16 protein-coding genes are annotated in these 22,635 nt (G+C 60.9%); 2 read left to right on the forward strand and 14 right to left on the reverse strand.

What is annotated here, in order from left to right:
- Nucleotides 1-115: 115 nt before the first annotated feature.
- The 7 genes from ACRXB1_RS08405 to ACRXB1_RS08435 form a co-directional block, all read right to left on the reverse strand.
- Nucleotides 116-289, reverse strand: a complete 174-nt coding sequence (locus ACRXB1_RS08405) for a hypothetical protein (protein WP_449491748.1) — start codon at nucleotides 287-289, stop codon at nucleotides 116-118.
- Nucleotides 290-339: 50 nt separating this feature from the next.
- Complete coding sequence (locus ACRXB1_RS08410; protein WP_062171000.1) at nucleotides 340-1,068, reverse strand: ABC transporter ATP-binding protein; 729 nt, start codon at nucleotides 1,066-1,068, stop codon at nucleotides 340-342.
- On the reverse strand, nucleotides 1,065-1,790 hold the full coding sequence (locus ACRXB1_RS08415) for an ATP-binding cassette domain-containing protein (RefSeq protein ID WP_062003013.1): 726 nt from the start codon (nucleotides 1,788-1,790) through the stop codon (nucleotides 1,065-1,067). Before ACRXB1_RS08415 ends, ACRXB1_RS08410 begins: the two co-directional genes overlap by 4 nt.
- Nucleotides 1,790-2,845 (reverse strand): ABC transporter permease subunit, encoded by a 1,056-nt coding sequence (locus ACRXB1_RS08420; RefSeq protein WP_062171004.1) that lies wholly within the window; start codon nucleotides 2,843-2,845, stop codon nucleotides 1,790-1,792. Before ACRXB1_RS08420 ends, ACRXB1_RS08415 begins: the two co-directional genes overlap by 1 nt.
- Nucleotides 2,842-3,708 (reverse strand): branched-chain amino acid ABC transporter permease, encoded by an 867-nt coding sequence (locus ACRXB1_RS08425; RefSeq protein ID WP_062003015.1) that lies wholly within the window; start codon nucleotides 3,706-3,708, stop codon nucleotides 2,842-2,844. Before ACRXB1_RS08425 ends, ACRXB1_RS08420 begins: the two co-directional genes overlap by 4 nt.
- Before the next feature lie 13 nt (nucleotides 3,709-3,721).
- Nucleotides 3,722-4,963, reverse strand: coding sequence for an urea ABC transporter substrate-binding protein (locus ACRXB1_RS08430; protein ID WP_062172550.1), 1,242 nt, complete (start codon nucleotides 4,961-4,963; stop codon nucleotides 3,722-3,724).
- Nucleotides 4,964-5,138: 175 nt separating this feature from the next.
- A complete protein-coding gene (locus ACRXB1_RS08435; RefSeq protein ID WP_062171008.1) occupies nucleotides 5,139-6,095 on the reverse strand; it encodes a helix-turn-helix domain-containing protein in 957 nt (318 codons plus the stop codon).
- Nucleotides 6,096-6,190: 95 nt separating this feature from the next.
- Here ACRXB1_RS08435 and ACRXB1_RS08440 point away from each other — a divergent pair, with 95 nt between their 5' ends.
- On the forward strand, nucleotides 6,191-7,435 hold the full coding sequence (locus ACRXB1_RS08440; RefSeq protein WP_449491749.1) for a DUF1479 domain-containing protein: 1,245 nt from the start codon (nucleotides 6,191-6,193) through the stop codon (nucleotides 7,433-7,435).
- Between the two features lie 119 nt (nucleotides 7,436-7,554).
- Here the strand turns inward: ACRXB1_RS08440 and ACRXB1_RS08445 are convergent, their stop codons facing one another.
- The 6 genes from ACRXB1_RS08445 to ACRXB1_RS08470 form a co-directional block, all read right to left on the reverse strand.
- Entirely contained in the window at nucleotides 7,555-8,199 is a 645-nt protein-coding gene (locus ACRXB1_RS08445; protein WP_062171017.1) for a hypothetical protein, read from the reverse strand.
- 162 nt (nucleotides 8,200-8,361) lie between these two features.
- Complete coding sequence (locus ACRXB1_RS08450) at nucleotides 8,362-17,016, reverse strand: GH36-type glycosyl hydrolase domain-containing protein (RefSeq protein WP_449491750.1); 8,655 nt, start codon at nucleotides 17,014-17,016, stop codon at nucleotides 8,362-8,364.
- A 305-nt stretch (nucleotides 17,017-17,321) separates the two neighbouring features.
- Nucleotides 17,322-17,642, reverse strand: a complete 321-nt coding sequence (locus ACRXB1_RS08455; RefSeq protein WP_375507868.1) for a hypothetical protein — start codon at nucleotides 17,640-17,642, stop codon at nucleotides 17,322-17,324.
- An 861-nt stretch (nucleotides 17,643-18,503) separates the two neighbouring features.
- Nucleotides 18,504-18,848 (reverse strand): response regulator, encoded by a 345-nt coding sequence (locus ACRXB1_RS08460; protein WP_062171021.1) that lies wholly within the window; start codon nucleotides 18,846-18,848, stop codon nucleotides 18,504-18,506.
- Between the two features lie 201 nt (nucleotides 18,849-19,049).
- Entirely contained in the window at nucleotides 19,050-19,853 is an 804-nt protein-coding gene (locus tag ACRXB1_RS08465; protein ID WP_375507867.1) for an alpha/beta hydrolase, read from the reverse strand.
- Between the two features lie 68 nt (nucleotides 19,854-19,921).
- The gene (locus ACRXB1_RS08470) at nucleotides 19,922-20,287 is read right to left on the reverse strand and encodes a helix-turn-helix domain-containing protein (RefSeq protein WP_449491751.1); all 366 of its coding nucleotides are present in this window, start codon (nucleotides 20,285-20,287) and stop codon (nucleotides 19,922-19,924) included.
- A 396-nt stretch (nucleotides 20,288-20,683) separates the two neighbouring features.
- Here ACRXB1_RS08470 and ACRXB1_RS08475 point away from each other — a divergent pair, with 396 nt between their 5' ends.
- Nucleotides 20,684-21,460, forward strand: a complete 777-nt coding sequence (locus tag ACRXB1_RS08475; protein WP_062171026.1) for an FRG domain-containing protein — start codon at nucleotides 20,684-20,686, stop codon at nucleotides 21,458-21,460.
- Nucleotides 21,461-21,478: 18 nt separating this feature from the next.
- Here ACRXB1_RS08475 and ACRXB1_RS08480 read toward each other — a convergent pair whose 3' ends face one another.
- Nucleotides 21,479-22,459 (reverse strand): MFS transporter, encoded by a 981-nt coding sequence (locus tag ACRXB1_RS08480; RefSeq protein WP_449491752.1) that lies wholly within the window; start codon nucleotides 22,457-22,459, stop codon nucleotides 21,479-21,481.
- Nucleotides 22,460-22,635: the final 176 nt, after the last annotated feature.

Below are 22,635 nucleotides of genomic sequence, written 5' to 3' on the forward strand. Positions count from 1 at the left end.
TTTGCTATACGTTCGAGGAACGCAGCAGTCAGCGACTCGGAAGTCATCGCGCCGCTGGCAAAGCCGGACTGGACTTGTTCGACGGTGAGTTCGGTGACATCGATAGTCGTGTCGGTCATGGAAAGATTTCCGGATTCAGGAAGATGATCGCGTTATAGCGCGGATTGAACTTTGCTATACGTTCGAGGAACGCAGCAGTCAGCGACTCGGAAGTCATCGCGCCGCTGGCAAAGCCGGACTGGACTTGTTCGACGGTGAGTTCGGTGACATCGATAGTCGTGTCGGTCATGGAAAGATATCCGGTTTCAAACGAGCAATGAATGGAGTGGTTCTGGCGCTTCAGGCAATACCGGCGAACTCGTCGAGCATTGCCGGGTCCGTGACGATCTCGGGCGGAATCTCGCGCGTGACCGTGCCCTTTTGCAGGATCAGGATGCGCTGCGACAGCGACGCAATGAAGTTGAGGTTCTGCTCGACCAGCAAGATGGTGAGGCTGCGCTGCTCGGCAACACCCTTCAGTGTGTCGATGATTTCGTCGATGATCGACGGCTGGATCCCTTCCGTGGGTTCATCGAGCAACACGATTTTTGGTCCGCCGCACAGGCATCGCGCGAGCGCCAGCAATTGCTGCTCCCCGCCCGATAGCGCGCCGCCCGGGCGGTCGAGATACGCTTTCAGACGTGGAAACAGTTCGAGGATTTCCGCGATCGTCTCTGTCTCGCCGCGCTTTGACAGCAGGCATCCCACACGCAGGTTTTCCATCACGCTCAATGTCGGGAAAATCTCGCGGCCCTGCGGCACATAGCCGATTCCCGCCTTGGCGCGAGCCGTGGCGCTGTAATGCGTGATGTCCACGCCATTGAAGCGCACGGTTCCCGAGGTCGTCGGCAAATGCCCGGTCAGCGTGCGCAGCAGCGTGGTCTTGCCCATGCCATTATGGCCGAGAATCCCCACGCGCTCGCCTGCCTTCACGGAGAAATTCACTTGATTGAGAATCGGGATGCGTCCGTAGCCGGAGCATAACTGCGTCGCCTCGAAGAGCACCGTGCCTGCGTTTTCGCCGCTCATGCTGCACGCCTCCCGAGATACACATCCTTCACACGCTGGTCGGACAAGACAGTGTCCACCGATCCTTCCACCAGCACCGCACCTTGCGAGAAGACAGTCACGGTGCGCGCGATCATGCGAATGAACTGCATGTCGTGTTCCACCACGACCAGCGCCTGCGTCTTGTTGATTTCCTGAATCAGCTCCGCGGTGCGATGCACTTCTTCGTGGTTCATGCCGGCGGCAGGTTCATCGAGCAGAATCAATTCGGGTTCCTGAGCAAGTACCGTAGCGATCTCGACCCACTGCCGCTGCCCGTGCGCGAGCTGACCGACGATCCGGTCCGCGATGCCGTCGAGTTTGAGCCGGGTCAGCGTTTCATCCACGATACGACGCGCATGCGCCAGCGACTTGCGCCGCCCCGCGCCAATGAACACGTTCTCGCGCACGCTGAGTCCGTTGAACACGTTGGGCACTTGCGTCTTGATACCCACGCCCAGCCGAGCGATCTGATGCGGGTTGCTGCCGGTGACATCGTGGCTGCGGAAATGAATGCTGCCTTCGGTCGGTTTCAACTGTCCCGTAAGCATCTTGAAGAAGGTGCTTTTGCCCGCGCCGTTCGGGCCGATCAGGCAGCGCAATTCGACTTCGCGCAGCGTGAAATCGACTTCGCGTACAGCGGTCACACCGCCAAAGCGCATGGTGACGCCCTTGGCCTGGAGAAGCGGAGGAAGAGCATTCATCAGTGCGACTCCGGCTTGGCGGTGGCGGACGAAGGCGGCGCGCCGGCAGCGCCTTTTGTCGGCGAGCCCAGTCGCAACAACAAGGAGCGCGCGACAGGCACGACGCCCTGCGGCACGAGCAGCACAAACGCGACGAGCACGATGCCAAGCCCCAGACTCGGGTCGATCACATGCTGTGTTCCAGCAATATTGATCAGATACTGGATGGCAACCGCGCCGAGTATCGGTCCGATCAGCGTGCCCAGCCCGCCGATCAGCACGGAAATGATGACCTGCGCCGACATGGTGAGCGCGAACACCGTCGGGCTGATGAAGCCACCCCAGTTCGCGAAGATACAGCCCGCCGCGCCCGCAATGCCCGCGCCGACCATGAACGACATCAGCTTGTACATGCGCGGGTCGTAGCCAATCAGCATGGCGCGGGTTTCGTTCTCGCGGATGGCGACCACGACCCGTCCGAAACGCGACGCGAGAATCCACTTGAGCAACCCGTACACCACGATCAGCGCGCCCATTGCGACATACCAGACACCGATCTGGTCGAGCTGCTCGTCCGGTTTTCCCGGCGGCGCGAACACGGGGATGGCAGGGATGCCGTTGAAGCCGCCGAGCACCGCTTCACCAATGTGATACTGGCTGCCCGAGGTCGAGTTCATCAGTTCGAACAGGATCACCGAAACGGTCAGCGTGATCACGCCAATGTAGGCATCGGATATACGGCCGTAGAACATGAAGTAGCCGAGCAACGCGGCGAACAACATGGGGGCGATGATCGACAATGCGGCGGCCAGCGTGGTATCGCCGAAATTGATCGCCGCAATGGCATACGTGTAGGCGCCGATGCCGAGAAACGCGGCTTGCCCGAACGACAGGATGCCCGCATACCCCCACACGAAGCCCTGGCTCAAACCGTAGATGGCCATGCCCGCGAACAGCGTTGCCTGCATTACGCCAAACGCGCTGATGGTGCGAGGCAATGCGAACATGACCACGAGGCAGATCATCACGACCGCCAGCGTGCCGCCCAGAAAAGATCTCGACCGAAGCGATTTCATGAGCTGCGCCTGAGGAAACGTCCGGTGATGCCCTGCGGCAGGATGCGGATCAGCAAGACCGCTGAAGCAAGCAGCGCGATATCGCCTATGACAGGCGTAGACATGAACGAGACGATCTCGTTGATGAAGCCAAAGAGCCCCGCCGCGAGACCCGTCCCCGCGATGATCGCAGGGCCGCCACCCAGCACGGTAATGAACGCCTTTGCAATGTACGCGCCGCCCATGCCGGGCGAGACACCTGAAATCGGCGACAGCACGCCGCCCGCAAGACCGGCGAGCGCGGCGCCAAGCGAGAACGTCGCCATGTAGACCGCCGACGGCCTGACCCCGAGCGAAGCCGACATCGCCGGATTCTGCATGGTGGCACGCAGGATCAGGCCGAAGCGCGTGCGGCGCAAGAGCACGAGCAAGGCAGCGAGCACGACAATACCTATACCGATGATCACCAGGCTGTACGCACTCACGCGGTATTGCCCGATCGAAAAACTCCCCACCGGCATCTGCACCGACTTCACCACGTTACCGAAGATGGACGTGATCAGCCCGATGAGACCCAGGCTGATGCCCCACGTGGCGAGCATCGTGTCCATCATGCGGCCGTATAGAAACCGGATGATGGTGCGCTCGAGGATCAGACCCACCAGGCCGACGACGATAGGCGGCAGGATCAGCATCGATACCCAGATGTTGACGCCTGCCGTGCTGGCCGTCACGGCTGTGTAAGCGCCGAGCATCATGAACTCGCCGTGCGCGAGATTGATGATGCGCATCATGCCGTAGATGACGCCGAGGCCGATCGTGATGAGCACGAGCGTGGCGACGCCGGTCAGCACATTGAAGGCGAGTAGCCCGGTCAGGTCCATGGGTTGCGCCTCCTCAGGCCGGCGTGAACTGCTTGTTCGTGCGGGGTGACTTGATGAGATCGCACGCGCCGCCCGTGTCCGACGGGAACTGGTTCGGGAATGTCTGCAGGATGTCCCACACCTTGTCTTTCGGCCGTGCAAGGTAGGCGTTCCGAATGGTGTGATGCGTCGCCGGATCCATCTTGACCGTACCCGATGGTCCTTCGATCGTGATGCCGGTCTCGAGCGCCGTCACGACCTTCGCCTGCTCTACCGACCCGGCTTTCTTAACCGCCTCGGCCCACAGCATGATGCCTTCGTAGGTGGCGGTATCGAGCTCGCCGAGGTCCGTCAGGCTGGGCCCGTACTTCGCCTGCATGCCTTTGACGAAGGCGTTCGCGTTTGGCGTGTTGAGGTTGTTGTAGAAGCCGAAGCACGTGATGATGCCGTCGGTGGTCGCGGCGTCCATGGTCGTGAGTTCATCGCCGAGACCGAACACGGTCGCACCGACCGGGATCTTCGACTTCATTCCCGCTGCGGCCCACTGCCGGTAGAAACCAACATGGTTCGCGCCGACCAGCGCCGAGAGCACCATGTCCGGCTTCGCTTCCTGAATGCGGCTGATGGTGGAGGAAAAGTTGGTGACATCGAGCGGGAAGAAATCGGTATTGACCACCGTGCCGCCCGCCGCCTTCACGAATTTCGTCATCCAGCTTGCAGTGATGTGACCATAGTTGTAGTCAGCCGCGATGATATAAACCTTCTTGCCCCAGTTCTTCATTGCGTATTCGACGATGTGGTCCACCGTCTGCGCGGGCGTCGTGCCGGTACAGAACACGTTGCGGTCGCAGACTCCGCCTTCGTATTGCGTGTTGTAGAAATAGAGCGTCTTGCTGCGATCGAAGATCGGCCGGATGGCTTCACGCGAAGCCGACGTAATGCCGCCCTGGATCACATCGACCTTGTCCTGCAGCACCAGTTGCTGCGCATATTGCGTGTAGAGCTGAATGCTGCTTTGTGTGTCGTAGGCAATCAGCTTGACCGGCCGCCCGAGAAGGCCACCCTTGTCGTTGATCTGCCCGACGGCGAATTCCGTCGCCTGGATCATGCGCCGGCCCTCGAGGCCAAGCGCGCCGGTTCCATCCAGGAGGCTTCCCAGCTTGATCGGCTCCGCCGCCGACGCGTTGCGGGTGACGTACGGCCCCACCAGTGCACCTACCGCGGCCGCCGCTCCAAATTTCAACGCTTTACGACGAGATCCGGATTCCATAGTCATCGATTCGCTCCGCATGCGATTGTGTTTGATTTGCCCGGTTTCAGTGTAGGCAAACAAAAATCCGCAAGATATTTATCAAAATAATCAATACATCGGGCAAATCGGGCATGACCAGACAAGAAAAAAGGCGCTTGTGAAGCGCCTTGCGCGATGCATGCCGGTTTTTGGAGCCGACTCAGGCAATCGATCGAGGCAGTCGCGGATTGCGTTGCAGGGAAGGCGAGCGCTCGGTGATCTGCGGGCCGGAGTCTCCTTCAGCAATATCTCCAGCCGCAAATTGCTTGCGATACGCAGCAGGCGTGAGTGCCTTCAGCGCCTTGAACTGCCGGTTGAAGTTAGCGACGTTCGGAAACCCGGAGCGGGCTGCAACAACGGAAACGGGTGCGGAGGTATGCGCGAGCATCCGGCAGGCATGTCCAATCCTGATCCGGGCGATATATCGCCCGACGCTCTCTCCAATGTGCTGCTCAAAGTAGCGGGCCAGCGAACGTTCCGACACATTCGCCGCTTCGCAAAGTTCCGATAGACGCAGCGGCTCGGCGAAGCGCAAGTCGATCATCGACAGAACGCGATTGATGCGTTCGGGTTCATGGCCCGATGGCCCTTCTGTCCGGTCGCTGAATGAAGTGGGCGAAGCGAGCGGTTCGCCGGGCGCTTCGGCAAGCGTGCACAAGACATTCAACGCTGCGGCGAGGCGTTCTCGAGATGTGCTGGATAGCAGCTTGTCGACGTGCGTGTGCATTGCGGCGCCGACCTCCGGACTGAACGCAAGTCCGCATGCCGACCTGCGTAACAGGTTGCGCAAAGGCGCGTACTCCGGACAGACATCGGCAAGTCGCCGCGCCCAGTCGCCACCAAACCAGATCACGATTGCAACCTGCGGGGACGCGGGATCGATCGAGCGATTCGACGCCCACGTATGCGGAAGATTGGGCGGCACGAGAACCAGGTCTTCATCGGCATAGGCCGCAATCGAATCGCCGATATAGCGCTTCCCGTGACTATTCAGCGTCAGTGTCAGTTCGTATTCAGGATGGTGGTGCCATTCGAAAGGAATGCGCGGCAAACGCCGGTGGTAAACCCTGACGGAGCAGTCGTCTCCGAAATGAACGCGTTCGTAAGCGGGTTTCATGGCACAAGGCGCAAAGTAATTGTCCGGATCGTATCACTATCGCGGAGACGGTCAGCCTATGCTCTGGATAACCCGGAACCCATAAGGAGACAATCATGGCACTGAAAATCGACGACCTTCCCGCAGCCATCCGGCAGGCCAAGCAGGAACTTCGTGCGCGCCTGCCGAACTACCGAGATGTCTTCGCGGAGGTGGACGAAGCTATTCGCGCCGAAGCCGCCAGGCTCGCCGCACAACGCGGTCGCGGCGAAAACGTAATCCCCGAAATCCAGTTCTCGGACATCGCGGAGCAGCGCGTGAGTGCCGCGCAGATCGACCTTGTAAAGACGCGCGGTGCTTGTGTAATCCGCAACGTCTTCGACCGCTCGAAGGTCGAGCAATGGGACCGTGACATTGCAGAGTACGTGGAGCGCAACGACCTGGATACACGACTGAAGACCCGTGCAAAAGACAAGTATTTTGGGCAGCTTGCATCGAGCAAGCCGCAGATCTATGGCGTGTACTGGTCGAAGCCGCAGGTACTTGCGCGGCAGGCGCCGTCGCTGACTGCGGCGCGCGTGTTCTTGAACCGACTGTGGTGCAACGAAAGTGAAGGCCGGGTCCACTTCGATCCGGAGCGCGTGCCGGCTTATGCGGACCGGATGCGCCGGCGGCCACCCGACTCCGAGTCATTGGGCTTGTCGGCGCATTGCGACGGCGGCTCGGTCGAGCGCTGGATCGAGGGCAATTTCCGCAAGGTTTATCGACACGTGTTTAATGGGAACTGGCGTCAGTACGACCCGTTCGACGCCGCGTTCCGGCCGGACGTCGAGGAGATTGCATCGCCTGCAGTATGTTCGATGTTTCGCACGTTTCAGGGGTGGACTGCGCTCACGCCACAAGGACCTGGCGATGGCACGCTGCAACTCGTGCCCATTGCGAATTCAATGGCATACATCCTGTTGCGCGCCCTTCAAGACGATGTGGCCGACGACGACCTGTGCGGCGCCATGCCCGGCCGCGCACTTTCCATCAAGCCGGAATTTCATGCGCCGCTGTTCGACGCCCTCTCGTCGATCCCACACATGCAGGCGGGCGACACCGTGTTCTGGCACAGCGACGTGATCCACGCGGTGGAAGATGCACACCGCGGTGCGGGCTACAGCAATGTAATGTACATCGCGTCGGCACCCTCATGCGCCAAAAACGACGAATACCTCAAGCGGCAGTTATCCAGCTTCATTGAAGGCAAGAGCCCGCCCGACTTCCCGGCCGACAATTTCGAAGTCGATTTTGCCGGACGAGCGACAGCCGAGGACTTGACGCCACTTGGCAAAGCGCAACTCGGCTTTGGTCTGTAATCGCCATCAATCAAAGGACACGACGGCACGCCACGATGGCGTGCGTCAGACCAGCGCGAAACAAAAAACGCTGAATCTTGCAAGAATGACACACCTGTTTTCGGCGCTCCCAAACAGCTTCATTCAGGGTTGTTTTCTTCGCAATCCTCCCAATACCGCAGCGGATCGCGATGTTTTGGATAGCGGGCAGTAAGCCACGCGGACAACCTCGTCCAATCCGGATGGTTGGTGCCCGTCTGAGCAGACCAGATCGATGACCTTTCGAGGACCTGACCAATCGCGCGATCCCGGATCAGCAGGCTGCCCAGTCCGCTTGAACTGTTCGTCTGCGATTCAACCTGGTACCGCGGCAAAACCCTGAGCTCGGCGTCCTTGGCCCACCCATATAGCGCGCGGACCACGCCGGACGAATCGCGCAACTCTATGGGCCCGCTGTCCGGACGAACGGCCGTCCATCCCTCGGGGAACTCGGCAACAATCTCGCTTGCACCTTCCCTCACCCATTTCACGCGTAATGATCGCGTCATTGCCTCGCGCAGGTGAGAGGCTGAGTCATACCCCGCCGGCAATTCGATTGCCGTTGGAAGCGTGATGAGATTGTCTTTCCAGAGCCTGGTTTCATCGTCGACGCGCTTGACGACGTCGAACACCCCCGCTTCGAACGGATTCTCGGGCCGGCTCGATGCCCTGGCATCCCCGGCGGGCAGGCCCTCGAAAAGACGCTCGGCATCCTGGCGAGTCAGTTTTGTTTTCCCTTTTTTCATAAGTCTCTCTGCAGTGCATGAATTCGCCCAACACCTTGGCGCTGACACCCGTTGTGTCAGGCGCCACCTTCGTTCTCAGACACTGTTGCACTCGCCTGCCGCGCTATTCTGCGCCATCCGCATCGTGCCGGCTTGTGCCGCCGCAATCAGCGAGATGCAACGTCACAAATCTTCCAGGACGACGATAGGCGCCGATCCTTGCGCCGCCCGTGGAAACCCCATTTCGACCGTGTGCTCGCGGCCGTCATCGACCAATATCACCTCACCGCCTTGCTGTGGCACACCATCAAGAATGGCGTGCTTCACGCTATCGATCGCAGCCTCATTGACCGTTATGCGGAACGGCGTATCCCCGTACCGATAAGTCATCTCGAAGGAACGCCAGTTCGCCGGCAAGAGCGGTGCGACGCTCAAGCGATCACCGATCACGCTCAAACCAAGCAAGGACTCCACCACCAGCCGGTACATCCAGGCCGCCGAGCCCGTGTACCAGCTCCACCCGCCTCGGCCTTCGTGGGGACTGACGCCATAGACATCGGCCGTCATCACATACGGTTCGACCTTGTACTGCGTGATGGCCGGTCCGCCTCTGCCATGAAGGACGGGGTTGATCATGCGCAGCAATTCCCAGGCGCGCTCGCTGTCACCCAGCGTGGCGAAAGCCATCGTCGCCCATATTGCTGCATGCGTGTACTGGCCGCCGTTTTCACGCACGCCGGGCACATAACCCTTGATATATCCGGGATCGAGCGCCGAACGGTCGAACGGCGGCGCCAGAAGCCGGATCAGACCGGCGTCGCGCTTCACCAGATAACGATCGAGCGACGCCATTGCCTCGCGCTGCCGGTCAGCGGACCCCGCGCCGGACAACACCGACCAGCTTTGCGCAATCGAATCTATCTTGCATTCGTCATTGGCGGCAGATCCGAGTGCAGTGCCATCGTCGAAATACGCTCTTCTGTACCAATCGCCGTCCCAGCCATGCAGTTCCAGGTTATCGCGCAATAGGACTGCCTGGCTCCGGCAGCGGGTTGCGAACCCGGCATCGCCATGCATGAGCGCGGTGTCGGCGAACTTGAGCAGTACGTCGTAGAGGAAAAAGCCAAGCCACACGCTTTCACCCCGGCCCTGTGCGCCAACGAGGTTCATGCCGTCGTTCCAGTCGCCACTGCCTATTAACGGGAGCCCGTGAGCGCCCTTCGTCATTCCATGCTCGATCGCGCGAACGCAATGCGCGTAGAGCGTTTCGACCAGCGGCGAAGTTCCCGGCAAGTCGTAGTAAGAATCCTCGCCGACGTGGACTGCGCGCCCTTCTATGTATCCGACGCGTTCGTCGAGCACGCTGCGGTCGCCTGTAATCGCGACATACCGGCTGGTCGCAACGGCGAGCCACAAGTAGTCGTCCGAGCATTCGGTGCGCACGCCGCGTCCAAGCGGCGGATGCCACCAGTGCTGCACGTCACCCTCCGGGAACTGGTGCGCGGCGCATAAGAGCAAATGCGCGCGGGTGAGCTGCGGTGTGGCGTGAATCATCGCCATAGAGTCCTGCAACTGATCCCTGAATCCAAATGCGCCGCCCGACTGGTAATAGCCGCTGCGAGCCCAGAACCGGCAAGCGATGACCTGATACATGAGCCAGCCGTTCACAAGCACGTCCACCGCCGGCTCGGGTGTCTTCACCTGCACCCGTCCAAGCGTCGCCCGCCAGTGCTCACGCACTTCATGGAGCGCGCTGGCCGCTGCTGCCGACCCGCGAAACGCCTTCGCAAGACCCTCCACCGACTGCGCATCGTGTGCCGCGCCCATCTGGAAAACTATTTCATGACTGTCGCCATCGGCGATATCGAAGTCCGCTTTCAGTGCCGCGCAGGGATCGAGCCCGGCGCCCGCACGTCCGGACAATCGGGCGTGCCGCATGGCCGCTGGCGCACGAAGGCTGCCATTGCGGCCGATAAACTCGCGGCGATCGCACGTAAAACTCGACACCCCTTCGTCGACGGCGAAGAACCCGACGCGACCGCCGAATTCCATCGAATAGTCGTTGCGGGCAAAGAGCGTCCCCGTCAGCGGATCGGCTTCGGTGACGATGTGCATGGCGGATTTCTCGCGCAGGTCTCCGAGCGTCCACTCCACATAGCCGGTCGCAGAAAGGCGTCGCGCACGACCGGAGACATTGCGGATCTTGAGCACCGAAAACTTGATCGATGCGTGCAACGCGACGTACACCCATAACTCGGACCGGATGCCCTCTTCCTCATGCTCGAAGACGCTGTATCCAAATCCGTGACGCGTGGTGTATGTGCCGCTGCCGCGCCGGGGTAACGGCGTAGGCGACCAGTGCTGACCGGTCTCCTCGTCGCGCAAATAAAATGCCTCGCCGCTACTGTCGCTGACAGGGTCGTTGATCCATGGCGTCAGCCTGAACTCGTGTGCGTTCTCGCTCCATGTATAGGCGCCCCCGCTCTCCGAGACGACCGACCCGAATTCCGGATTCGCCAGCACGTTGGACCACGGCGCGGGTGTCGCTTGCCCAGGCTGCAATCTGATGATGTACTCGGCGCCGTCTTCTGAAAAACCGCCATAGGGGTTTTGCAAAATCAGCACGTGCGGCTTTTCGGCAGGATGCCTTTCCAGCGAGGGTTCCTCGGCATACCCCGGCGTCGGCTCGAACGGCGCTTCGCTTGTTTCAGGACGCCGCCGCTCGACTTGCTCGGCAAGGCTTCCTCGCGTGTCGCTCACGATAATGCGGGCGACCGCCTGCATCAGATCACGGTCTTCACGCGACAATTGCTGGGCAGGTCGAACGAAGATTCCCCCCGGGCGGTCGATCAGGTTGGCTTCCGTGCCCGAAGCGATCAGACCCATGATCAGGTCCTGAAGATCTTGCCTGTACCCGGCATGGTCTTCGTTCCAGATCACGAGGTCGACAGCCAGACCCTTCAGCCTCCAGTACGCGTGCGCCTGCACCATCTGCCGGACCAGTTCGATGTTCGCCATATCGGTGATCTGCAGCAGAACGATAGGCAAGTCGCCTGATATCGACTGGCCCCACAGTCCCGACTGATTGCGGCGATTCGCGCTCAACACGCCGGATTCCGCGCGCAACGAAGCGTTCGCATAGATGATCGATGCCGCCATTTGCTCGTAAAGCCGGGCATCGGAGACCGTTGCGTTCATCTGCCTGAGCGACACCTGGCTATGCGTCCACGCAAGGTCGAACACACGGTCTGCAAGCTGACGGTCGCGATACTTGTTGATGAGGTGCAGGCACCCGTCGCGGCTGTCGCTCATGCCCGTCACGAAGTCGATGGTCGCCGACTGCCCCGGGTTGAGCGTGATCCTGCAACGAATGGAGACGACCGGATCGAGCACCGACCCCGCGCTGTTGGAGAGCCGGCCCTGGGTGTCGGAACCGTCGTCCATCGCAGCGGGATGCGCCACGTTGCGTCCCCGGCCGATGAAACGGGCACGATCGGTCTCGTACGAAATGGCATCGATATCAACGCCATGCGCCGCCAGCAAGTGGCACATCCAGGGCACCACTTCCTTGCTCGACCGGGCGCGCCGCGTGCAGAGGATCGCCTGCAGCGGCTCCAGCAGCTCTGTCTGGACAAACAGGTTGCTGAACGCGCGGTGCGCCGCGTCGGCAATCGCCGGTGCAAGCACGACTTCGCCATAGCTCGTCAGTTCGATGGTCCGCCGGACCCGCGCGCGATTGGTGATGCGAACACGCCGCAGCTCGATATCGTCTTCAGGCGAAACCACGATCTCGGTATGCGAATCGAAATCACGTTCGCGCACACGGAATTCGGCGCGTGCATCGGAGAAAATTGCTTCGTAAAGATCAGGATGCCGAAGCGTCGGCTGATGCGCGCTCGACCAGAATTCGCCGCTTGCAACGTCGCGCAGATAACAGAACATGCCCCAGTTGTCGGAGGTCATGTCCTCGCGCCACCTCGTGACCGACAGATCGCCGCAGCGGCTGTAACCGCCGCCCGCGCTGCTGACCATCACGTGATACCGGCCGTTCGACAACAATTGCACGGAAGGTCTCGGCCGGTCGGGGTCCGTGAAGATCCGCAACTTGGTTTCGGCAATCAGCGCGGCCGAATCCTCGGAAGGCAGCCCGGGCGTCGGCAGGTATTCCGTCGCGGTCTTCGGGATGCGCTCCTGCAACAACAACGTCGTCGCCTTGAACTGCGGGTCAGATTCAAAACGCCGCTGCATGGGTTGCCCCAGCAGGACGCTTGCCAGCGACAACAAGCTCATGCCCTGATGATGCGCCATGTAGGACTGGATCACGACCGAGCTCTGGCCGCGAGGCACGCGCGCCTGGGTGTGATCGATGGCTTCGTACAGACCGAATCGGCCGGCCGCGCCGGTTGCGGCGAGACGCTGCAAGTTGCGGCATGCGGCGTCAGGCGCGACCATCAACGCGAGTGCGGTCGCGTAAGGCGCAATGACCACGTCGTCGCCGAGTCCACGCTTGAGCCCGAGCCCGGGCACGCCGAACGCGCGGTACTGGTAATTGAACTGCGCGTCGAGCACGTTGTAGCCGGATTCCGACACGCCCCACGGCACGCCGAGCTGATGACCGTATTCGATCTGCCGGGCGACCGCTGCGCGGCAGGTCTGGTCGAGCAGCGTGCCGTCGTATGTGGGCATGACGAGCATCGGCATCAAGTACTCGAACATCGAACCGGTCCACGACAGCAACACGGGAACACCGCCGGTACTCGTCAGCAAGCGTCCTAATGTGAACCAGCTTTCTTGCGGCAACTGGCCCTGCGCGATGGCAACAAAATTCGTCAATCGTGCTTCAGATGCAAGCAGGTCGTAGAAGCCGGCATCGAGACGCCGTTCGTCCACGTTGTATCCAATGCTCAAGAGTTCGCGGCTGCGGTCGTAGAGGAACTTGAAGTCCATCGTGGCAAGCTCGCCCGCCAGTCGTGCCAGGCGTTCAGCTTGCGCAATACGGTCGACCGCCGCGTTCCGTACTTCAACAACGCGCGTGTCCGACGGGTCATGCCACGCGCTCATATCGAGTTGCGCGAGTTGGCGGATGGTCGGCAGGGCTGCACTTGAATCCGGCGCGGCCGTCAGGTCGAAGAGATCGAGCTCATGCGCGATGTCGAGACATTGCGCCTTGAGCGCCCGCGACCAGAAAGCGAGATCGCTGTCAGCGCCGCCCTTGATATCGTGAACGAGCGTGTCCGTCAGGACCGATACCTGGCGCATGACCGCAACTGCTTCGCTAAGCGTGCGCGGCGGCGTTGCCGAAGCTGCGCCCAGAAGACCCGAGAGCGGCAGGAATGCGTCGAGATCGAACTCTGCAGCGTGGGCCGCTGCGCGATAGGCATCGAGGGTATCGGCGAGACCCGGGAACACGCGCCGGTCGAACGCCGGTTCGTCGGCCAGTTGCAGCAAGCCGCGGCTCAAGGTCATCAAATGGCCTGCAAGGTTGCCGCTGTCGACCGTCGAGACATAGCGCGGTCCAAGCGCCTCCAGCGTACTCGTGTCGTACCAGTTCAGGAAATGATTGCGATAACGCTCGAGGCCGTCCATGGTCGCAAGCGTCTCCCCGACTCTAGCGAGCATGCGTCCCGCGCTCAGATACCCGAAATCGAACGCAGCCAGATGCGCAAGCAGGCCCATGCCCATGTTGGTCGGCGACGTGCGGCGCGCGATGACCATCGCGCCGGTGGTCGGCATTTCCTGGATGTTGTCGGGCGGCAGCCAGTGGTCGTCGGCGCGGACATATTCGTCGAAGAAAGCCCACGTTTTCCTGGCCAGCGCGCGCAGGAACTGCGTTTCGCCGGCAGCAAAAGCGCTCTCGGTCTGAACGGGTGGCCGGCTGATCCACCATGCAAGCAACGGAGATACCAGCCACGCCAGCGCAAACGGCAATACGGCCGCCAGCGTTTCCGGTGTCCGGATGAACAGTACTATCGACGCTGCCCCAAGCAGCGGGCCGATCGCCATCTGCCTGTAGAGCGCCCTCGGGTCGTTCGTTGCGGCCCGCTCCACCTCGCGCGAAGCATTCCATTGCAGCATCTTCCTGTGGCTGTAACCGACCCGCCAAAGCGTGCGGACAATCGCGTCCATGCTGTACAGCGCTTCGTGTGGCAGCCACGCTAGCCCAAGCAGCGCCCGCGCGAGGTGACGACCTGCCGATTGCGTGGTCAACGCGATATGCCGGCGCAACGGCATGTCGTGCGGTTTCTGGAGCAATTCGATCAGGCTGGCGCTCAGCGGCATCCCCAGACTCAGCGCGACGATCGCGATGGTCCAGACGGCCGGCTGCCAGCCGCTGATCCAGCCGGTCAGCAACATGGCCAGCAAGGCGGCCGGCGCGGCGCTGCGGCGCAGGTTGTCGAACAGTTTCCAGCGGGACAGCAGCGAAAGCGGATTGCGCGCGAGGCCGCCATCCTGTGTCGGCGCCCAAGGGAAAATCCAGGGCAGCAGTTGCCAGTCGCCGCGAATCCATCGATGCCGACGGTTGACGTCCGAGCTGTAACGCGACGGATATTCCTCGTAGAGATGCACGTCGCTCAGCAAGGCGGCGCGCGCATAGCAGCCCTCCACCAGGTCGTGACTGAGGATGCGGTTATCGGGAAAACGCCCCTCTACTGCCTGCTCGAACGCATCGACTTCGTAGATCCCCTTGCCAATGAACGACCCTTCTCGGAACAGATCCTGATACACGTCGGACGCTGCCCGCGTGTACGGATCGATACCGGCATCGCCGCCGAACAGCCTCGCGTATGTCGAGCGTGCCGTGCTCGTCAGACTGACGCTTACGCGCGGCTGGAGGATCGCGTGGCCGGATGTGACCCGTTTCTTGTGCGCGTCGTTGACTGCTGCATTGAGCGGATGCGAAATTGCGCCGATGAACTGGCGGGCTGCATCGCGCGGAAGCTGGGTGTCCGTATCGAGCGTGATCACGTAGCGCACGCGGGGCAACGCCACGATGTTCCCCACGATCAGCGAGAACCGGTCTCGTCCCTCGCCTCGCAGCAGCGCATCGAGTTCAGCGATCTTGCCGCGCTTTCTCTCATGCGCCATCCAGGTTTTTTCGACAGCGTTCCAGCGTCGCGGCCGATGAAACAGGAAGAACCGGTCGCCTTCCGTGTCGCGATACTTTTCGTTCAACGCTTCAATGGCGAACTGCGCGCGGAGCATGAGGCCGGCATCCTGGTCCAGATGCTCGGTGGCCGCGTCCATGAAATCGGACAGCAAGCCGAAATGCAGATGCGGATCGCGATTCGCGAGGAACCGCACTTCGAGCCCTTCCGCCAGGTCCTCGATGTCCTCTGCGCTGCCGATCAACGATGGAATCACGACCAGCGTGCGCATTTGCGCCGGGATGCCCTTGGTGAAATCGAGGCGCGGCAACCAGTCAGGCTGGACCGTCAGCGTGACGGACCAGTTGACCAGATCGATCGCAAGGCGGCTCGCCATGAGCAGCGCGGGCACGGCGAGGAGCGCAATCAGGCCGCTGTGCCAGCCGTGACGATGCGCAGCATCAAGGAACGGCCACGCGAACGCGAAGGTGATCAGCGCGGCGAGCGTCAGGTAGATTGGCAGGGGCGCCAGCCGCAGGATGCGACGCCACACCTCGATTGCGCTGACCTTCGCTTGCAGATGCCGTTCAAGCAACGCAACGCCATCGCGCAAAAGATAGAACCCCACATGATGTGCGACGCCGCGAAGAGGCGTCGCCTTCACGGCATCGCGGGCGAGGTTGATCGCGGCACGCGCCACGATCTCTTCCGGACGCTTGCTTGCACGTGCGAGCCGTTCAACGCTATGCCGGTAGCGGTCGCGCGTGGCGAAGTCCATCGCCCGATAGACGTCGGCTGGATCTTCCCGCAGGACTTGCTCGACAAGACTTGCACTCTCGACGAAATCGCGCCAGTCGGTGGACGAAAGCAAGCGCAGGCTGCTGATGCTGTTGCTGATCGACACCTGGTCGGCCGCCTGCTGCTGCGCTTCCATCTGCACCATGCGGTCGATGCTCAGGCCCGACTCCGCGAGCAACTGTTCGATCCATGTCAGCGGCAACGCCAGGGTCGCGCTCTGACCCTGGAGGCGCCGCGCAAGTTCGGCCACGAAGGAGCTTGCCACCGGCGGCCTGGAGCGCGCCATGTCGGCGACCGTCAGGACCACGCTCTTGGGATCGCGTCCGGCCGTCTCGGTCATGCGGTCCGCCCACTGCCCTGCCAGGTTGCGGTCGTCCAGGTCGGTCGTCACACGGCTCGCAACACGCCGCAGATTTTCGATCAACGCCAGGCGCAACATGATCGGGATGGCCCACAACTCGCCGAGCGTGAGCGGTGTCACCGTCTGATATGCAGCGATGAAGCGGGACAGGCTTTCGTTGTTGACCCGTCCGTCGCCGTGTGAAATGGTCTCCAGCGCGATGCTGTAGACGCGCGGCAATTCGCTCGACGGCCCGTTTGCAAGGCGCGGCAGTTCGCGGCTGTATCCTTTGGGAAGATGGTGACGCGCAATGCGGATCTGTTCTGCGATCAGATAGTAGTTGTCGAGCAGCCACTCGGCAGCGGGCGTGACGCGGTAGCTGCCGAGCGTTGCTTTCGTGAGTCGTTCGTAGGCGTTCAGCAGCGCCGCTTCGTTATTGGTGAGCCGCGGCAGCAGGTGGTCTGACCCTGACCCGGTACTCAAGCGGTGCAAGCCCGCCAGATGCGACCCGTGCAGTTCCATCTGGTCCGCGCTGAAAAGCTCGGCGCGCAACGCGGGCTCTGGCGGCAACGCCCGGGATTGCGTTTTCCATTTTGCGTAGGTGGCCAGAAGCAAATTGGGTTTGCGCGTTGATTTGGAGCGGAATAAGTCCATCGATGTCCATGTTGCGTGCGTGACAGCTTTCGGCAGGACGCGCGAAGGCGCTTGGCTATCGTCGGAGAACGAAGTGCCAAGGAAATCCCATGTGAACCACGACGCAAGAGGCGTCATCCCAGATGTGGGCGCCGAATGGGGTAGAGATCAAGGACGCCTGGCGCATGGCATCCGAAACGGGCGCAGAATCCGGCCAGCAAGCGCGATCAGCGCGGCAGCGCGTGCGCCCCGGCTGGGTTCATTCAATCAACGTTGCGCGATCCGCTTTAATCGAACGGGCGAATAAACCCGCGTCGTTTGGCCGGATCGCTGACGTGCTCAAACAGAGACACGCCTGCGGGTTTGTTGAGCAGATCTTCCTTGATCGTGGCGTGCGCAGCGCCGAAGGTTTGCGCTGCGGCATCGCCAAGTCCGTTGATTCCGCTGAGAATGGGGGCTCTCGCGCAGTAATTCCGCACGAACGTATTTCCTGAATTTTGCAGCAGTGAAACCATCACTTCGAAGTCGTGACCATGTATGCGATGGCTTAAAACGAACTTTCCTTCCCCGTGTTCCGCCAGCAAGCCTTCTACAATACTGCGATTCATTTCTGCAATTCTCCTGTTCGGCAGTCATGCAGCGGCGCTGCGCAACCAGCGACCACGCGTACTCCCCGCGCAGTCGGTGCTGCCTCAGGGGAACACAAATCGGCGGGAAAAGGCTAATTCTTTTTAGGGGAGCGGGATTTCGCCTGTCCGTACCCCATTATTCGCGCCGTTTGCTGGTGGCTGAGGTAGCAGCGACAGCATCTGGTACCGCCGCATCTCTTTGCCTGCGCGTTCGTGAATGGGGAGCGTCGGTCTCTTTTCCGCTCCACCCCACGTGGGCACTAAAAATGCGGAGAGGTTCCTGCCGCTCGACGCGTCTCGCGCGTTTGGAGACGAGCGGTTAATTGCGCTCCCCGTCTGATCGCACAGGCGCTCTCGAACGATCTCTGTTGGCTAATCAATCGACCAAAAGGTGGTTACGCAATGAAACGGAAAATAATGGCAATTGTCTTTTCCACCGTGAGCCTCGCCATGGCGTCGGCCGTCTACGCACAATCAGGCGGTGGGTCCGGCGGCGGCGGTGGATCTGGAGGAGGTTCGAACGGAGGCCAAAAGAGCGCAGGAGCGAGACCGGATGGAACAACCTCTGTCGGAGGCGGCATGGGGACCGGGACGGGCTCGGCACCGGCGCGGGCTCATAAGAAGGGAACTGGCATGAACGGCCACGATAACGGCAGCGCGCCAGCGAAAGGCACTTCGCAAACGACACCCTAGCCCTGCCATGTGCAGACAGGGATGTCTGCAACGAAGCCCGCTCCATGCCAAGGATGGGGAATCGACCCGACCGGGGACGCTGTTGCTGAAAGACTGATGGTTAGCTGTAGGGGCCAGCGAACCTCGACCTGGTTTCAAAGCCATCCGCTAGGAGGTCAGGAGGTCTTCCAGCCGGTCAAACTCAAGAGGCTTGAGGGCGTACCCATTGAAGTCACCCAGGCTCACCTCCTGTTCCAATCCGACATGCCCTGTCATCGCGATGATTCGCGAATGTCGGGACAAACCCTCACGCCGGATTGCGGCGCACACTTCCCTGCCGTCTGCATCACCCAGGCGAAGATCCAGCAGGATCAGATCGAAAGTGGTGGCGCGCGCAAGTTCCACTGCGTCATGGCCGTCATATGCGGTGGTGGCTTCGTGCCCCATGGTCGACGCAAGGGCTGCGAGGGCATCCGCAGATGCGCGGTTGTCATCAACAAGCAAGACATTCACGATTTGGCTCCTGACAACAAAGGCGTTTTGATTGCAACTTTAGGCGATAGCCGGGAAAAACGCAGACGATTGTATCGCTTCGAGCCCCGTCCCTGCCCGCACACAGTGTTAGTCCGCGCTGTATGTCAGCCACAGTAGTCAATACCTCATCGACGAAATCCGGACTGTTCATGGGTTCAAGGTCCGTTTCGAATCATGCAATCAGTCGACACCAGCTTTGGTTGCAGACTCGATTGTCTTAAGTAGCACCGGCCAGACGGGCGAATCAATCGAGACTTCGTCGTAGTGGCTTGCGTCTGGAACCACGAGATGATGAATGTCATCGCCCGCGCGGCGCGCTTCGTTTGCGAAGTGCGTCGCGAGCGCGGGCGGCGCTACAGTGTCCAGCTCGCCGTTGATCAGGATCATCGTGGAGCCGATGGGCAGCATGCTTTGCGGCGAGGTGTCGGCGAATACATCCGTGCGGCCGGGTTGCGGCTTACCGGTCAGCACGGCGGCGTTTGCGCCGCATGCTCGCTTGATACCGTCTGCATCTCCAAGATCAGGCAGCACGCCAAGCCCGATCACGGTTGGCAGATAGAGCGGGTTGGCCGAATGAAGCGGACTGTCCGGGGCAATGCGATTTCTTGCAGCAGCCCATAGCGCGAGCTGCGCGCCCGCTGAATGTCCGACCACGACCATTCGGGAAAGGTCGATGTTCAAGCGCGCCGCTTCGTCCGAAAGTTTTTGCAGCCCCTGCGCAACGTCGAGATACGTCCCGGGGAAGCCGCCACCCGCTTCGTCGATGCCGCGATACTCGATGTTCCACACCATCCATCCCTTCTCCGCGAGCGAACTGGCGAGAGGCGCGATCTGCCGCAAGCCGCCATACTGATGCGCCCAACAGCCACCATGAAGCAGCACAACGACGGGAAACGGACCGCTGCCACGGGCGCGAAATAGCTCCACGAATTGCGACGGAGCCGGACCGTATGGGATGTGTTCATCTGCGGCGCGCCCATGCATTGCGAGGTACTCCTGCAAATGCAGAGGTTCTGCGCCAAGCGGACCCGCGCATAATGCCGCAGCGATCGTCAACAAGCGAGTGAGGCGTCGAGCGGGCATTGGATTGGAAACATCAAGAGGTTGGAAATGCCGGGGTCGAGCGGCAGAGAGCGAATGAAATTGCGACTCGCACCGCAAGCGCGCTGTATGTGCAGTTGCGCCGCATAGCGTCCTGGCGAGGTGCCGAACGCCTTGCGAAACATGGCGACGAAGCTGCCAGCGCTCTCATAACCGAGGTCGTCCGCAACCTGCTGGACCGAAGACCCCGTGCCACAGGCCGCCTTCCATCTCGCACGTGAGTACGCCACGGTGCAGCGCAAGCGATTCGCCCCTGGAGTGACAATGAAAAGCCGTTTCGTGACGACTGACACCGACGCGAACCGAACCGCCGGCACTGAAGGTCACAACCGGTCGAGGCACGAGATCCGGGTCCACAAGCTCGATGGGGTTGGAGAAGTCACTTGGCACAGGCATGTGATCGATCGGCCTTCGGTGGCAAAATTAGGTTAGGCGTGATTTCACCATGATTTGGCAAACTCGACCAATGTCGCCAAGCTTTCCAGCACCTACCATGCACCACGCGCTGAACGATCTTAAGCCGGTGCAAGCCGGCAGACGCATAACCCGTACATCGAAGCCCGTGTTTCGAAAGAGTTTGGTACGCTGACTTGCGTGCTACGCTTACCTCGAGCCGGCATGGCTACATCCACTAGTCAGCTCCCCGCAATCTTCCGTACCTACAATAGCTTCTGCAGCGCCTCCCGAATCGCAACTCAAAGGAATCGATAAAATTGGAAACGATCAAGGTCTCCAGTTGGCAAGAGTTCACCGACCTGAGTCTGGCACTCGACGGCTGGGCATTTCGAGGCCAGCAGGACGCCAACTGGTTATTGCAGAGTTCGCTCGCACGCTACCTGTCCTCGTTCGTTCACAACGCATCCAACTGGCGCGTACAGGAACAGCGGGCAATACGCATCTTCCGGCGCAAGGCGCATACTTACATTGCCGATGCACGCGTGCTGTCAGATGACCTTCGATGCCTTGGATTGATGCAGCATCATGGCGCGCCGACAAGGCTGCTCGATTTCACCAAATCTCCCTACGTAGCAGCGTTCTTCGCACTGGAACGCGCCATTGGCGAGTCCGCCGTCTACGCAGTGAATACGCCTGCTCTCTACACTGACCGCGCAATACCGAAAACGGCGCCCGATCTCACGCGCGACATGATCGATCCCCGCAGAGCAGGGAACTTCGAAAAGTATTTTCTTCCCGATACCAACCCGATCATCTGGTTTGGCGAGCCGACCGAGATGGACCGGCGGCTGATTGCTCAAGCGGGAACGTTCATGGTGCCGGGCCTGCTGCACGAACCGCTCGACAAGATCTTCGATCATTACGCGAGTGACGACGATCTGGTCCGGAAGATCGTCATCCCGTTCTCGGTGCGAGACGAAGGAATGCGCTCGCTGTACCGGATGAACATCACTAACGCGTCGTTGTTCCCGGATCTGGAAGGGCTGGCTCGTTCGATCGCGCTCGAGCTCGAGGTGGTCTGGCCGAAGTTGTGAGCCCTGCGTTACCAACCATCATGAAGGGACTTCTTCCGAAGCCTCGGCACTTATCGCCGATGAAAGCCCCTTGCTCGTCGATGGCGCCGGCTCCGCCGGAGGCGCATCGAACAACGGTTTCTCCGGATGAACGAACAACCAGAGCACGGTCCCAAGCCCCGCCGCCAACGCGATGACAACCAGAGCGCTCGCCCAGTTTCCCGTCAGCTTGACCATGAGCGCAACGCTCATGGGCCCCGCCACGTTCGACGCAGCGCCCCATAGGTTGGTCCAGCCCGACATCACACCCGTGAAGCTCCGGCCCAGGTCCTGCGTGGCGGACCACACGACGACCTGCACGAATCCCACCGCAGCAAACGACAAACACAAGAACCCGATGACCGCAGCAATGTTGACAGCGAATGATGCAAGGCACAGCGTCACCGCGCTGACAAGGAAGCCCGCCATTGCAACCGGCACACGTGCCGCCCACACCGATTGAGTTCGCTTCAATATCTTGTCGCAAACGATACCCGCTGCAAACACCGCCACGAATACCGCAATCCATGGCAGCGATGCAGCGAACCCCATCGACTTGAGCGACAGTCCTCGTGCACGCATCAGGTATGTAGGCAGCCAGGTCGTGTAGAAGCTCTGGATCAAGACCAGCAGAAAGTACTGGATGCCGAACAGCCAGAAACGAGGATGCTTCAGGCACTTCAAAAATACGCCCTTCGTCGCGACTTCGGATTCCATTTGCCCCGCCGCAATGTAAGCCGCCTCCTCAGTACCGATCAAAGGATGTTTTGCGGGAACATCGCGGTAACCAAACCACCATGCAACGCCAAGCAGGATGCCTATTGCGCCGAACACATAGAAGACAGAGTGCCAGCCGAATTGCAGGATCATCCACGCGGTAAGCGGCGCGGAGACGATCGGCCCGAGGTACAGGCCGCCAAGAAGAAAGGAATTCCCCTTTGCGCGTTCACTCTTCGGAAACCAGCGCTTCACTGCAAGCACGCCGCTCGACCAGTCAGCGGACTGCGCTCCGCCAAGCAAGGCCCGGCAACTGACGTTGCCCGCGAATTTCGGATCCCTTAACTGAGTGAGATTATGCCACCCGTTGGTTCTGGGCAGCGTACCAGTCCCGCTCGAACTGCATCGGACTGACGTAGCCCAACGTCGAGTGCAAGCGC

This window comes from Caballeronia sp. M23-90, from assembly GCF_053574605.1.

Excerpts from the sequence above, each read along its gene's own strand:
- ACRXB1_RS08440 (WP_449491749.1), top strand. The coding sequence starts at position 6,191 with ATGGCACTGAAAATCGACGACCTTCCCGCAGCCATCCGGCAGGCCAAG.
- ACRXB1_RS08430 (WP_062172550.1), bottom strand. The coding sequence starts at position 4,963 with ATGACTATGGAATCCGGATCTCGTCGTAAAGCGTTGAAATTTGGAGCG.
- ACRXB1_RS08410 (WP_062171000.1), bottom strand. The coding sequence starts at position 1,068 with ATGAGCGGCGAAAACGCAGGCACGGTGCTCTTCGAGGCGACGCAGTTA.
- ACRXB1_RS08420 (WP_062171004.1), bottom strand. The coding sequence starts at position 2,845 with ATGAAATCGCTTCGGTCGAGATCTTTTCTGGGCGGCACGCTGGCGGTC.
- ACRXB1_RS08425 (WP_062003015.1), bottom strand. The coding sequence starts at position 3,708 with ATGGACCTGACCGGGCTACTCGCCTTCAATGTGCTGACCGGCGTCGCC.
- ACRXB1_RS08445 (WP_062171017.1), bottom strand. The coding sequence starts at position 8,199 with ATGAAAAAAGGGAAAACAAAACTGACTCGCCAGGATGCCGAGCGTCTT.
- ACRXB1_RS08415 (WP_062003013.1), bottom strand. The coding sequence starts at position 1,790 with ATGAATGCTCTTCCTCCGCTTCTCCAGGCCAAGGGCGTCACCATGCGC.
- ACRXB1_RS08455 (WP_375507868.1), bottom strand. The coding sequence starts at position 17,642 with ATGAATCGCAGTATTGTAGAAGGCTTGCTGGCGGAACACGGGGAAGGA.
- ACRXB1_RS08435 (WP_062171008.1), bottom strand. The coding sequence starts at position 6,095 with ATGAAACCCGCTTACGAACGCGTTCATTTCGGAGACGACTGCTCCGTC.
- ACRXB1_RS08405 (WP_449491748.1), bottom strand. The coding sequence starts at position 289 with ATGACCGACACGACTATCGATGTCACCGAACTCACCGTCGAACAAGTC.
- ACRXB1_RS08465 (WP_375507867.1), bottom strand. The coding sequence starts at position 19,853 with ATGCATGGGCGCGCCGCAGATGAACACATCCCATACGGTCCGGCTCCG.